The sequence below is a fragment of the Colwellia echini genome (assembly GCF_002843355.2).
In the GTDB taxonomy this organism is placed as follows: domain Bacteria; phylum Pseudomonadota; class Gammaproteobacteria; order Enterobacterales; family Alteromonadaceae; genus Colwellia; species Colwellia echini.
Map to the genome: position 1 here is coordinate 170,848 of NZ_PJAI02000005.1, position 13,612 is coordinate 184,459.

Annotated in this window: 10 protein-coding genes; 4 read left to right on the plus strand and 6 right to left on the minus strand. The window is 34.6% G+C overall.

Features of this window, described 5'->3' with window-relative positions; all coding sequences use genetic code 11:
* Window positions 1–27: 27 nt before the first annotated feature.
* Complete coding sequence (locus tag CWS31_RS06690; protein WP_148747733.1) at window positions 28–2,676, minus strand: hypothetical protein; 2,649 nt, start codon at window positions 2,674–2,676, stop codon at window positions 28–30.
* Between the two features lie 373 nt (window positions 2,677–3,049).
* Here CWS31_RS06690 and CWS31_RS06695 point away from each other — a divergent pair, with 373 nt between their 5' ends.
* On the plus strand, window positions 3,050–3,802 hold the full coding sequence (locus CWS31_RS06695) for a FadR/GntR family transcriptional regulator (protein WP_101344349.1): 753 nt from the start codon (window positions 3,050–3,052) through the stop codon (window positions 3,800–3,802).
* Between the two features lie 407 nt (window positions 3,803–4,209).
* Entirely contained in the window at window positions 4,210–5,064 is an 855-nt protein-coding gene (locus CWS31_RS06700; RefSeq protein ID WP_101344350.1) for a type 2 periplasmic-binding domain-containing protein, read from the plus strand.
* Window positions 5,065–5,204: 140 nt separating this feature from the next.
* Here the strand turns inward: CWS31_RS06700 and CWS31_RS17930 are convergent, their stop codons facing one another.
* From CWS31_RS17930 to CWS31_RS06715, 3 genes are all read right to left on the minus strand, one after another.
* Complete coding sequence (locus CWS31_RS17930) at window positions 5,205–5,327, minus strand: hypothetical protein (protein WP_281286822.1); 123 nt, start codon at window positions 5,325–5,327, stop codon at window positions 5,205–5,207.
* Between the two features lie 631 nt (window positions 5,328–5,958).
* Window positions 5,959–6,504: a BON domain-containing protein gene (locus CWS31_RS06710; RefSeq protein ID WP_101344351.1), complete on the minus strand. Its 546-nt coding sequence runs from the start codon at window positions 6,502–6,504 to the stop codon at window positions 5,959–5,961.
* Window positions 6,505–6,729: 225 nt separating this feature from the next.
* Entirely contained in the window at window positions 6,730–7,215 is a 486-nt protein-coding gene (locus CWS31_RS06715; protein WP_101344352.1) for a hypothetical protein, read from the minus strand.
* A 110-nt stretch (window positions 7,216–7,325) separates the two neighbouring features.
* Here CWS31_RS06715 and CWS31_RS06720 point away from each other — a divergent pair, with 110 nt between their 5' ends.
* Window positions 7,326–8,810, plus strand: a complete 1,485-nt coding sequence (locus CWS31_RS06720) for a phospholipase D-like domain-containing protein (RefSeq protein ID WP_101344353.1) — start codon at window positions 7,326–7,328, stop codon at window positions 8,808–8,810.
* A 78-nt stretch (window positions 8,811–8,888) separates the two neighbouring features.
* The gene (locus CWS31_RS06725; RefSeq protein ID WP_101344354.1) at window positions 8,889–9,659 is read left to right on the plus strand and encodes an endonuclease/exonuclease/phosphatase family protein; all 771 of its coding nucleotides are present in this window, start codon (window positions 8,889–8,891) and stop codon (window positions 9,657–9,659) included.
* A 19-nt stretch (window positions 9,660–9,678) separates the two neighbouring features.
* Here CWS31_RS06725 and CWS31_RS06730 read toward each other — a convergent pair whose 3' ends face one another.
* Window positions 9,679–11,205, minus strand: coding sequence for a mechanosensitive ion channel family protein (locus CWS31_RS06730; protein ID WP_101344355.1), 1,527 nt, complete (start codon window positions 11,203–11,205; stop codon window positions 9,679–9,681).
* Between the two features lie 115 nt (window positions 11,206–11,320).
* Window positions 11,321–13,540, minus strand: a complete 2,220-nt coding sequence (locus CWS31_RS06735; protein WP_101344356.1) for a CHASE2 domain-containing protein — start codon at window positions 13,538–13,540, stop codon at window positions 11,321–11,323.
* Window positions 13,541–13,612 lie beyond the last annotated feature (72 nt).

Below are 13,612 nucleotides of genomic sequence, written 5' to 3' on the forward strand. Positions count from 1 at the left end.
ACTTTCCCCCTCCCTTCAAGATTAAAATTATTTATTTATAAAATCAGTAGCTTCTGTCCCATTTGGCTCACGCATATCACCTCTATACAAAATCAAGGTACTTTCAGGTAAACCATTTGATGTGATGTTAGCTTGACTAAAATCTACAGGATAAAAACCTTCTGTTGCTGACTCATCACCCACTTCTGTAGCTGACAACATAGATAAAGCTAATACAGGTGCTGTTGGGAAGATTTTGTACCAACGTGTACCTGATGGATTATCAAAACTTTCAGGTGTAAGTGCAGCTAACTGTTCTTCTGTTTGCTCACCTGTAATCGTTTTTTGTTGTAAGTCACCACGAGTAAGTTGGTCAACATTTTTGCCGTTTAAATCAGCTAAGTATTGACGGTTAGTATCATTAATCAAATAGGTAATGTTATTACCAACTTCAGCAACTGGTGCATCAAATACCGTTTGTGTTAAAGAAATATCACCTTTAATGACTAAGTTATTTATGCGACCTCGGGTTAAATCACGACAACTTTCTTTACAGTTAAACGACCCCTTACCTACAAGTATCGCTGTACCTGTATCAATAGCTTGGATATTTTCAACTGTGATATCTTTCATTATTTTAGAATGTGGTTTTAACCAAACACCGGTAAAGCCGTTTGTTACTTTCACGTTAGAAATATTAATTTTATTCATTGAGGATAAGTAAGGGCCTGAACGGTTAAAGTTATCGTTGTCAGTACCGTTACCCGCTTCTAAACGAACACCTATGCCATTGAATGCTTCAATATTGTCAATTTCTATCCAGTCTCCACCGTATACTTGCACAACACCGTAACCAGTATGAGAGTGACTTGCTTTAATATTTTTAATCGAACCTTTAACTGGTGTTCTGCCATAGGTAGGGTTACGTTTAATAGCAAACATATCAGCAACAATTTCATCATTTTCGTTTAAGAAATTAGCAAAACTATCTGTTTTCAATGGTACGTTACTTGATCCTTCAAGTTGGTTAGTGCCATCAGGATTATCTTTAACATAACGTTCTTCTAAATAGATAGGTTTAGAGCCAAAACGCCACGCATATGCACCATCTTTATAATCAGCATCGGCAAACATTTGTACAGCAACTGATTCAGTATGATTATCTTCAATGTTGATATCTGAAATAGCGAAGTTTTTCACATAGAACAAGCCTATAGGAATAGCACGAGTTAAATTAACCACCCCATTGCCGTTACCACCATCCATATAACCGTAGTTATGTGGCATATTAGTTGTTGCATCTATGGTGAATTTTTCACCTGGTACTGTTGATCTTACTTCAACGTTTTCGATACGTTCAGCTAATAAATTACCAGGGCCATTACTACGACCAAATGAGAATAAAAATTGACGATTAGGTTTATTTATATTGTTGGCTTCATTCTGACTAGTTGGATAAAGGTCCTCCTTGATACCACGCATTTCAAGTACAACCCCAGGCTCTACCTCAATACGTATATTTGAAGGAACTGCAATGTGCGATAAGCTGAAACGATTTTGACCATTAGCATTTGCGCGTAATATTACAACACCACCATCCTCTTCATTTTTTGATTGATTTAATGCTGTTTTTAAGCGGCTTGTATCATTCACTGTATCTGAAAATACCTCTTCAGCTACCAACTCTTTGGGCTCAAGATCAGAAACTTTATTTTCAAAAAAGCCTACATCAACTGTACTCACTCCATTTTCGTCAGTGTAACTTGTATAGCCCGTTAAATCGGTATCTAGCATGCCATCAGCAGGATTTGGTGTAGGGTTTGGATCAGGTTGTGCGCCATTAGCTTCACTAATAACTTTAAGTTGATTAATACCTAAATTAGCACCCTCTGCTCCTCTAAATCTAAAACGCACTTTTGTCGCTGAAATATTAGCATCAGCTTTATAAGTGTTTAAGCCTGAACTTGCATCGCCCCAGGTTTTAAGTACCACCCAACCATTTTCATTTTGTTGAGCTACTTCCCAACTGGTCACTAGGTTTTCTGGTGTATTGTCTTGTGAAAAACTAAAAATAAGATTATTGCTTTCAACTATTTCAAAAATAATATAAACATTCGCATCAGCCGCGCCAATAAGCGTGGCAACCGCTTCTTGTGTATCAGTACCTTCAACTACACTTGATAATACAGCGCTATCCCAATGAGCGCTTGGAGCCATAGTAGCTACTGATAATAGGCTTTTAGCGGGTTCAACCTCATCGGCACCGTCATTATTATCTGTGTCATCAGTATTATCTGCACCGTCAGTATTATCTGCGCCGTCAGTATTATCTGTGCCGCCGGTATTATCTGTGCCGCCAGTATTATCTGTGCCGCCGGTATTATCTGTGCCGTCAGTATTATCTGTGCCGCCAGTATTATCTGTACCGTCAGTATTACCTGTGCCGTCAGTATTATCTGTGCCGCCAGTATTATCTGTGCCGCCAGTATTATCTGTGCCGCCAGTATTATCTGTACCGTCAGTATTACCTGTGCCTCCTGTATTATCTGTACCGTCAGTATTACCTGTGCCGTCAGTATTATCTGTATTCTCGTCTATAACGACTGGTTCATCAGGATTGATTGAGTCCCCACAACCGGTTGTTAATAACGCCGTTGCTGTAACAATTGCTAAAGTTAATTTGTTATTTATTATCATACTTATTACCTATTTTTTGAAAAAGCTACTTTTTTGACTAATTTTTAGTGCTTTGCAATTTCATATAAATCAATGATTTTATCGCTTACACTTTGTTTTTTTAATTTCCATTTTCTATTTAATTCTATGACGCTGGTTATATAATGTACATTAACATGATACAATAGTAAACATCATATGTTTGTAGTTGTACGGAAATGTATTAAATATCATATAATCAATTGATATTTAATTAAAAAAACAACTTTTACGGTGTTTTATCTTAATTAGTAATGAGCAATACATGTTATGCAGATTGATTTCAATAGTGGTAAAAAGTGTAGAAGTGTTATAAAAAAACCATAGAATTAAAATATTTTGTCAAGGAATAATAATGAGTAACCGCAGGTTATTTTGGCGTATCGTTGAAAGTATTGAAGCGTCAATAGATTCTGGTCATTACGCTATTGGATGCCGATTACCCCCAGAAAGAGCCCTTGCTGAAATATATAATGTTAGTAGACCAACAATCAGAGAAGCAATAATAGCCTTGGAAGTCAGAGGTCGTATAGAAGTAAAAACTGGATCAGGGGTTTATGTACTTGAGGATGCAACTAGAACTAGCTCGACTAAAATTTTGAATGCTTTTGAGGTTACTCATGCTAGAGCACTTATTGAGGGTGAAGTTGCCGCTATCGCAGCTACCACAATTAATAAAGAAGAGCTTAAACAACTACATGCAACTATCATTACTATGAAAAATGAAAACAACATTGAAACAGCAGACGAAGAGTTCCATAAGGTTTTAGCTAAATCGACTAGAAATGGTGCTATGATTTTATCAGTTCAGAACCTTTGGAAGCTACGCTCGTTAACACCTGAGATTATCAATGATTATAACCGTGTTTGTATTCGTGATAACAAACAAACACTCACTGAACATAAAGCCATATACACTGCTTTAAAATCAGGTAACGCTTCTAAAGCACGACAAGCAATGCACAACCATTTCAATCGATTAATTAATTCACAATTTGAGGCTGTGGAATCAAAAACACTTGAAGAAGTTAAACGTAAAAACAATGAGAAAAGAGAGCTCTACTCTATACCCGCGTTAAAATTAACCAACTCTAGTATTTTATTATAAATGGGCTGTATTTATGATGACGTACAAAATTACTAACTCAATTTACTAATGTTTTTTCGATATATATCTACAATTTGGTAAACAAGTTCATAGACTAGGTTTCGTATTTATTGTGACAGCTAGACTATGATTATCTTTATTATTATACCTAAATAGATATTATAACCATTCCATTAAATATGTGATTATTTATATTTGTGAAAATATCCAACTACGTCGTTATTTAAAAATTAGAATAACTAGGTATAAAATAGAACACCGACTTAATGGAACTGGTATTAGCAAGCTATTTTACCGTTTTTACGTTGACGGGTTTTGTGGTTTAACTCCATTTCAATATTCTTCTTAAAAAGTAGTGTTCGTTAAGGTTATATATTTCTAATGTCTGTGGAGGTTTTAAAAATACTATGCTTAAGTTTTTAATTTGTATTTCTTTGATTTCTACCTTAACCCTAAGTGGTTATGTGCAAGCTTTGGATGTTGTATATGCAGGTAAAAATGAAAACATTTATATTAATCGGCTTTTAAGGCACGTATTAGCTTATTCTAAAAACAAAAATTATACGCCAAAAGCCTATGGTGAAAAACTACCACGTGGTCGAGAGTACAAATTTTTGGCTCAAGAAGGGGTAATTGATGTACTTGCTGATGGTGCAACACTTGAACGAGAAAGTAAATATTTACCTATTCGATTCCCTATTTTAAAAGGGTTAAATAGTTGGCGTATTTCATTAATTAACAAAGAAAATAAAGATATTTTTTTAAAGGTGTTCACCAACGAAGATTTGAAAGAATTCACTGCTGCACAATTTCATTCCTGGTCAGACAGTGAAATATTATTGAGCAACGGAATTAAAGTCTATAAAGGAGGAAATCAAGAAGGTCTATATAGGATGTTGCACAAAAAACGCATTGATTATTACCCTCGTTCACTTTTAGAAATAAATAGAGAGGCAAAAAATCACCAACACCTTAATATAATGATTGAGCCCTATATAATTATTCATTATCCCTCAGCCTTTTATTTTTATGTTAATAAAGAAAATTTTACGCTGGCCGCTGATATTAAGGAGGGGTTAGAAAAAGCGTTAAAGGATGGGAGTTTTGATCGACTATTTATAGAATATTTTGGTGACCATGTTAACGAAGTAATAAACAGTAATCGGCGTGTATTTACATTAGATAATCCCTTACTTTCGGATAAAACACCATTACAACGTAAAGAATTATGGATAAATTTTGATCAATCAATTAATAAATAGATAAGCTGATTCATCAGATAACTTAGAAAGCCATTTTTCTGTATGCTTAATTATGGTTGGGTAATCAACAGCTGTTATAACATCCGCTCTATAGACTTTAATATTATCTGACTAACGTTGAATTGTACTTAACCGTTTTGTTATTCAATTTCGTATTTATCCCATCTTTCTTTCCAAGTATTCGCGAAGATGACTATACGGTCAAACGGTGTTTTGTTGAAAATAGCCAAGCTTGTTATAGCTGCATTCTCGCCTAGTTTCATGTGTTCTATATATCTAAACCCTAACCAGGTATATAAAGTATCCACAAATAGAAGTTTTTGTTAATTTTGATTGAATTAATATTGACCTATCGTTAGCCAAACCAAAAAAGGTGGCATTAGAATGTTGAAGTAGTAATTCTTCCAAAGATAAACTTTAAAATAGTAGTTAGATTTTGTGACAAAACTAAAATTTGACGAGAGTTGACCGAGTCTAAACTTGTCACCAACTGAATACTTAAAACCTAAGAAAACAAATGGTTAATAAACAAGACAACTTTAAGGTACATTAAAATAAGTTAGCGTCTGGTTAAAAATTAAACCTCATAACCCGAAGGTCGTCAGTTCAAATCTGGCTCCCGCAACCAATCTATATACCTATCTAAAATTCTATTTAATTCCTATAATTTTACAAAATACTCCCCTCCCTTTTTCATAAATCAACGAAATTTTAATTTTTATCCATTTGATGCCTAAAACAGTGACACAACGAACAAAACCTTTTATCTATATAATCTAAAAAGATGACACAAAAAAAGCACTCTAGGTGCTTTTTTATCTTGTTTAATTGGCTTATTTAATCGCCTTGCCAAAACCTTACTCAGTTATTATCAATTTGAGTATTAACAGAGCGTTAAGCAACATCTAACTTATCAACAACCGATTTCACATCGTTGGTGTTTTTAGCAATAGCAACGGCTAATTCTTTCACACTATCAGAACTAACTTGACCCATTAGGGTTACCACACCATTTTTAACTTCCACTTCAATATCTGAACCATTTACCTCAGATTCAAATAAAAGCTTAGTTTTTACTACGGCTTCTACTTTTGAGTCGGTTAATGCCATTAACGATTCGCTGTCTTCAGACTTTTTAGCATCTAAAACGGTTAGTTTATTGTCAACAGATTCAACCCCATCAAGACTGGCAATTAATTCTTCAGCGAGTGCTTTATCAACTTCACTATCTACCTTACCCGTTAGAATAACTATTGAGTTTTGAACGTCGGTATTAATATCAAAAGAGTTCAAATTTCCATTAAACAATAAAGTGCTTTCCGCTTTACCGTCTATCCACGCATCTTTCGTTTTATCTTCCCAGCTATTATTTGCGTAAGCTGCTGTTGAGCCCAATGTTAATAAGGCTACTGTTACAATAGAACAAATTGACTTTTTCATAATAATCTCCTTTTAGTGAATTCACAGTAACTAAAGCCATATTTGTGCCAAATAATAATGCGTTGATATTTAAAGGATTTATAATACACTCTGTTTTTAGTTAAAACAGAGCATTGAGTTATTACATAGTTATTTGTAAAAATTACACAATAAGCTTATTAAGTGATTTTATAAGAATTTTAACTTAGGGATATTATAGGGTAATAGTTCATACGAACTGATTATTTAATCAAATATAAAAGGTTCTTTCTTTGCTTTAACTCGAATCCAATTTAAAGACGTACGGATAGATTTTCGCGAAAGTATATATTGTACAAGTTTATCTTTACCCGGAAACGGTATCAAACTTAAGCCAATGACCATAGTAATCAATCCTTGTCCTGGCAAAACTAACATAAGTAAACCGCATAGTAGTAAAAACACACCGATAATGATTTTTACAATCTGAATAACAACAGTTACACTGCTTTTTAATAAAGTTAAGTTATGGTTTTTATTAAATTTATCATCATATTTTTTGGCACTATTGGTTTTATTAACTGCATTTTTTCGAATAAAATATCGTGTATCCATTTGAGTGATGATATAACTCATACCAATAAAATAAACAATTGAAATACCTGTTGTTATCAAAACAGTTAACAATATAAAATCGGCATCAAAAGTAGCAATTAAGTATGTTGAAATTTCATTATAATATTCTTTAAACACGTTCGTTTTCCATCATTGATAGCCGGTCATTATGTTAATCAGGCTGTTAATAATAAATTAAATTTTTCATTTAACAGTAAATTTACTTAAATTGATTTAGGTTGAGCTTTATGCAAATAATTGAAGCGTTGATTGACTGGATAAGTTTCCATTGGGTAACCATCATTGTTATTTTCCATGTTAGCTTATCTTTACTCACATCTATACATGTACTTCTCTATAAAGAAAATGAACGAACTTCACTTGCTTGGATTGGTCTTGTTGTATTTTCACCAGTGATCGGAACTTTATTTTATTGGTTTTTTGGTATAAATCGTATTAAACGTTCTGCCCAAAAACAGTATCCACAATCGTTAAAAGAAACATTTCAACATGAGCCAATCGCTATTAATTTTCATGGTTTGCCACAAAATTGGCATGCCGCAATTATAGCAGGTCATGCCATTCATCCAATGAATTACCTTGATGGTAATAACATTGAGCCTCTCATTAATGGTGATAACGCCTACCCTGCGATGATTGCAGCTATTCATAATGCTAATCGCGCTATTGTTTTATCAAGTTACATTTTTGAATATGACTCTCTTGGCCAGCAATTTGTTGATGCATTAGCCAAAGCGAATCAGCGTGGTGTAGCAATCAATGTTTTACTTGATGGCGTTGGTATTGGTTACAGCTGGCATAAATCAGATTATGCATTAAAAAAACTAGGCGTGAAAACGGCGCGCTTCTTACCTGCCATCTCCCTTACTACCGTGCGTTTTATTAACTTAAGAAATCATAGAAAAATTCTCTGTATTGATGGTGAAGTTGCTTTTATTGGCGGTATGAATATAAGCCAAGATAATGTAGTTAAGTCAGCAAAAAATCCAATTGACGATATTCATTTTAAAGTAACAGGCCCGGTTATTGATCAAATTAGTCAGGTATTTATCGAAGATTGGTTTTTTGCCACACGTGAGTTAATTGAATTTCCTCGTTTTGAGGCTTTACAAATTGCGAAGAAAAAGTCTGATACTAGCTCTGAGCTGCAAGCTAATAATGGGGCCATTGTTGCCCGAGTTATTCAAGATGGGCCTGATGAAAACCATAATAGAATTCGATGGACATTAATTAATGCGTTAGTTTCCGCACAGAAAAGTGTAAAAATAATGACCCCTTATTTTGTGCCAGACCAAGCGTTAATGAGTTATTTACACGCAGCAGCATTACGCGGCGTATCAGTAGAAATTATAGTTCCACAGCACAGTAACATACTCTTTATGGATTGGGTGATGGAAGCCAACTACCCTAGGATAATTAAACACGGCGTTAAAATTTATAAAAACAATAGACCTTTTGATCATAGTAAGATTATGATTATTGATGACATATGGTCATTTATCGGCTCAACTAACTGGGATGCCAGAAGCCTTGAATTTAACTTTGAAATTAATATGGAATGTTTTGATCCTCAGCTCAATGAAAACCTAACGACTTTATTTACCGCTAAAAAAGAAAATGCAACGCTGGTTGTTAAAGAATATTTAGATCCATTGTCAAGGTTTAAAAAGATACGTAATAACTTTTTCCGTTTGTTTTCACCTTATCTTTAGCCTTAGCTTGAATTCAAGAACTAAAATCTAGCGCCAATATAACTTAAACCGTTTTAAATTTAAACAGGTTGTATTTAAATGATTAAAAGCCGTTATAACACTGTTGAATCTTTAAAGATTATGGGAGATGCTTCAAAAGACTTTTTAGGCCCGAATATAAATATATTACTGTGGAATGTCTTTAAATGTAAAAAAACTGGTTGGCTAGAAGATTTTATAACACTCACCGAAAACAAAGATTTGGTGCTATTACAAGAAGCGGTAGTTAACTCACCTTTTGATAACCATTTTAATTTATCTAAACAGCACCAGTGGATTATGGCGCGAAGTTTTAGAGACATTCAAACCAATATAGAAACTGGCGTTAAAACAGGTTCAACAGTAGCAACCCAAGATCATTATTGTTCGGCTTCAAAACACGCAGAGCCTATTTCGAATACTAAAAAGATGCTACTCAAAACAGTATATCCTTTATGTCAATTGGGACAGGATAACTGCGAGCGGTCGTTGCTCGTCGTTAATACGCATTTGATCAATTTTGTCTCTTTTGAAAAATTTAAAGATCATTTAGATCAAATATTTAAAACATTAGCTAACCATAAAGGCCCTATGTTATTAGCAGGCGACTTTAATACATGGAATAGAAAACGCTTAAAATATTTTAAGTCATTGGCATTATCTTTTTCGTTAACTGAAGTAAAAATGATTCGTCAACCTAAGGTAGGTCATTTATTACAGCACCTTGATCATATTTACTATCGAGGTATTGAGATAACCAATGTTCAAGTACATACTGATATTAATACATCAGATCACTACCCAATAAGCTTATCGGTTCGTATCGATTAATTTCGTATCAGTTAAAGTATTAATCTAATCCAAAAAACATACTAATTTTAGTTAACAGATGAGTTTTATTCTGTTCAATTTTTTGGTTTTGAACAGCTTCATTTAACTTATCTTTTATTGAGCTTGTTTCCACATCTCTTTTCGCTAAAATTTCAGAAATTTTGTTTACTATATTTGGCCTTTGAAGAATAATTTTCTGAAATTCATCTTTGTGTAATCGATAACTATAGACATCACTGGTAGCGATAATTGTTGCGCTTCTTGCTGCGCCGGTCATTAATCCCATTTCACCAACAAATGTGGGCGACTTAATATCAGCCACTTTACTATTCATTCCGCCTGATTCTACCCAAACTGAAGCAGTACCTTGAGTTAATATATAAAGCCAACTTGCTTTATCATTCTGGCGCATAATATTCTCGCCTTTAGAATACAATACCGACTGCAAGCCCTTTGCTAAAATAATTAGTTCGTCTTGATTTAACTCTGTTAAAAAGTCGATCTGGTTTAAAGCATTTAATCTTTGTTGTATATTTTTTTGCTCTTTTTGTGAACGTCGCTCACTATCGTCTTGATCAATAAATAATTGCGCAGCAGGAATAGCTAAAGGAATATTAGCTCGCTGTAATGCGGCATATAACCGCTTTCTTACCAATGAGTTGGTTGGATCGTCTTCTTGGATATCAGTTAGCCAATAACGTATAGCATATTGCGCGTAGCTTTCTCTGTTGTCACTTGAAAAATCAAGACAGATACAATTAGGTTTAGGGTGATTAGCAACATTTAATATACCTGGTTTAGCCTGTAGCGCCGCTTCAACAATATCGATAACCTGTGATGGATTGGTTCGAAAATCAACATTAAAATGCACCCACATTCTATGTTGCAGTGACTCGCCTACCCGTTTACCTAAAATAATAATATTGGCAGCTAATAAAAAGGAATTAGGCACAATAAGTGTGTCCCAATCTCTAGTTTCTATTACCGTGTGACGCCATCTAAGCTCTTGTACCTTACCTTGTGTTCCATTTTCAAGTTGGATCCAATCACCGAGGCGAATTGACTTATCAAGTTGTAATGCTACACCACCAATAATATTACCTAAAGTAGCTTGTAAACCAATGGCTAAAATGGCGGTAACAACCGCTGAGGTGGCGGCAATACTTGTGGTATCAACCCCAAAGTTACTCAGTGTTACTACCAGTAAAACAATAATTGAAAAACCAAAAATAATGTCACTGATTATAGATGGTGGATGGTAGCCCAGGCGAGGAATAATCAATTTAAATAATAGCGTTAGGCTTAATTCGATTAAGGTTAAACTGCCTATTAAATAAATTATATTACCGGATATCAGATTTATTTGTGACCATTGAAATACTTGGGCAGCATGGAATAAACTAACCGCAATTAGATATAGTATAAGAAAAAAGCCAACACGCTTTATTTGATCATTATTATTTGGCTCGAATGCTTTGCATAAAGCCGCGATAATAAGAAAACTGACGAGCATTATGCTTGCGGTTAGCCATGAAGTTAACGCCACTGTATTTCTCCTATTTCAATTTTATAGCCGAGTGAAGTTAAGGAAAATGGAAAACATCATATCAAAATACAAATACACAAATAATATAATGAAGTCATTCTCTTAACTGTAGCTGCTATTTTTCCATATGGGTATAAACTCCATCCCAATCTGGGCTCATGGTTTCTTGCTCTAAAATAGCAATGCGCGATAAATACACTTGGTAAATTTTACGTTCGCTATAATGGGTTAATAACGCAGTAAAATCATCTTTTGCTTGCTGCCAGTTTTGAGCAAGGTAATGTTGATAAGCGCTTTTATAAGCCTCTGTCTCTTCGGCAAACGTAGGTAATTGTAATTGCTGCTCAGTTAGTGGTTCAAAAATAGTTATTGGCTCATTTTTACCTTTCACTTTCACGCAATCAATAAACCTAAATTGATGGTTAGGACAAAGCAACATAGTGCTTTCACTTACTAAACATTCCACACCATAAAACTTAGTTAAACCTTCTAAGCGTGCACCTAAGTTCACTGCATCACCCAATACAGTATAAGCACGACGATATTCAGAGCCCATGTCGCCAACGCTCATATCACCAGTATTTAAACCAATACCCACATGAATTTCCGGCAAGCCTATTTCTTTAAATTCTTCACGTAATTTAGCGGTAATCACTTGCATGTCTAATGCTGCGTTCAAGGCATTTTCTGCGTGATCTGGATCACTAAGTGGCGCGCCCCAAAATGCCATTACCATATCACCCACATATTTATCTATGGTGCCTTTATGATCAAAAATACTTTTAGTAATAGGGTTAAAGTACTTATTCAGTAAGTTTTTAAGTTCAGATGCGGTTAATGATTCTGAAATACTGGTAAAGCTTCGAATATCAGAAAACAATACCGTCATTTCTTTACGCTCACCATCAAGATTTACCGAGTTGGGATCAGATAACATTTTATCAATATGTGCAGGTGGTACGTATTGATCAAATATACCTTTAATCATCTTGCGTTGATTGTTTTCTTTGAAAAAACCTAAACCTAAATTAAATATACCAAGTAATAAAATAAGCAATAAACTTGTGGTTAGCATTAAACTAATTTGATGTACTTGCCATAACCAAAAATTAAACCACGTCGTTAAAAATATCAGTACCGATGCGGTTAACGTAAGTGCTAATGGACCTATAACCGGAAATACACACACACAGAATATTGCTAAAACAATAAGAATAATACCTACTGCCGCTTCCCACCAATCGGGCTGAATAGGTAATATTTCAGGGTGTATTAATCCTTCAAAAACATTAGCATGTACTTCTACCCCAGGGTAATTAACTTCAACCGGTGTTGCCCGTAAGTCAGCTAAACCTACCGCACTTGTGCCAACAAACACAACAGCACCTTCTAACAAGCCATCAGCAACATTGTTATGCAAAACATCGGTTGCCGAAATATAAGGAAAACTTTTACGTTTACCGCGATATGGAATTAACACCCTACCCGCTGCATCAGTTGGAATTAGTTCATTGCCCCACCTAACCCCTGAAATTTGTTTAATATTATTACCAATATCGACCACATTTATTTCAATAGTTTCACTGAAGGTTAATAACCTAGCAGCTTCGAGAGCTATCGATGGATAGAACTTGCCGTTGTGCTCTGCAACTAACGCGGCTTTTCGAATAAAGCCATCTTTGTCAGGCGTAGAATTGATAAAACCACTTCCTGTGGTTTGTGATTGCAAAATATGAATATTACTTTCATAGTGCGGAAATGAAAGACGTATTAATTTTTTGAAGTCTACATCTTCTGTGCCACTTATAACGGTGAGAGGTAATTCTCCTTTAGATGTTTGATTTTCGTTTTGAAATAATACTCCTAGAACAACGTCAGTTGAATCAAGGCTTTGTGAAAAGATAGTATCGGCATCTAACGAGCTTTTTAAATTAGTTAAATACGGCGGGATTTCTTGATTATTGGCTTCTAAATGTTTAGAAATTTCATCAACGGGGTTTCTTTCTGGTTCAGAAAACAAGACATCGAATACCACAACCGCTACGCCAGCATTAGCAAGTTGATTAACAAGCTCGCCAATTTTTATTCTTGACCAAGGCCAGCGCCCTTCTGCCGCTAAACTTTTTTCGTCAATATCTATAATCAGAATTGGTTGATCAGTTCGTTGTCTATCTTCTAATGTCGCTTGTAAGCGCAGATCATAAAACATCCCATCAAAACGTTCTAATAACTGTTTAACAGCAAGGCTTGATGAAAATTGTAAAAATATAACAAAAAGACTGATTAAAGCCCCTGATATCAAGGCGTAGCGATTTCGCTTAAAGTATTCAAACACAGTCGTTCAAGCCACAAGAGATTAGAGGATTTTTTATAAAGGTATCTTTAAAGCGAGTAAGATTCGTCATAT